This is a genomic window from Vibrio sp. 1641, assembly GCF_033339995.1.
GTDB classification, from domain to species: domain Bacteria; phylum Pseudomonadota; class Gammaproteobacteria; order Enterobacterales; family Vibrionaceae; genus Vibrio; species Vibrio alginolyticus.
In genome coordinates this window covers 1-707 of the sequence record NZ_JAWOVP010000177.1, presented here as the reverse complement: position 1 = coordinate 707, position 707 = coordinate 1, and the positions used below count along the sequence as shown (strand labels likewise).

General features: G+C 45.0%; 1 protein-coding gene. It reads left to right on the top strand.

Going from position 1 to position 707, the window contains the following annotated elements; all coding sequences use genetic code 11:
• Nucleotides 1-657 (top strand): DUF5666 domain-containing protein (locus R7Z47_RS24900; protein ID WP_318130770.1); only part of this gene is annotated, 657 nt, incomplete at its 5' end.
• Nucleotides 658-707 lie beyond the last annotated feature (50 nt).

Sequence of the window (707 nt, the reverse complement as noted above, 5' to 3'; positions counted from 1 at the left end):
GCAAGCATCGATGCAAACCAAAGCACCTTCAAACTGGGCGCAAACATCACCGTGTCTTACCACAGTGTGGACCAACTAAAAGTAGGTCAATGGGTAGAAGCGGAAGGCAAAATGGAGGGGGATATTTTTGTCGCCTCTGACGTCGAAATAGAAGGCTATGACAACCTAGAAAACGACAGCGATGTGGAAGGCATCGTCACTTGGGTTGCGAACGATTACAGCGAGTTTTCACTAAACTACCGCGGTGCGTTCTTTGTTGATAACGCAACTCGATTCGAGGACGGTAGCAAAATGAGTTTAAAACAAGGCCAAGAAGTCGACGTTTCTTCTGTCTTGAGAAATGGCAAACGCATTGCCACCGTCGTTGAGTTTGAAGCGCCAGATTTTGATGACAACCATCAATGGCAAGGCAAAGAATTTGAATGCGAAGGTTATGTGTCAAATTACGATGCGAATGCAAGAACATTTGAAATCGAACGTTGTGAGAATGATGCTGATCAACGGCTAAATAACAAATTAGTGGTTATCGATGCGCAAACTCAATTCCAAGGCATTGAAGAACTGAACTTGAATGGTGCTCGTGTCGAAGTCGATGGTGTGATCATCAATAATCAAAACGTCGCTCGCGAAATCGCGCGAGAAGGCTACGACGACTAAACTAGATCTGCCACCACGTTTAAACAAAGCCCCATAAAAGTGTCACTTCG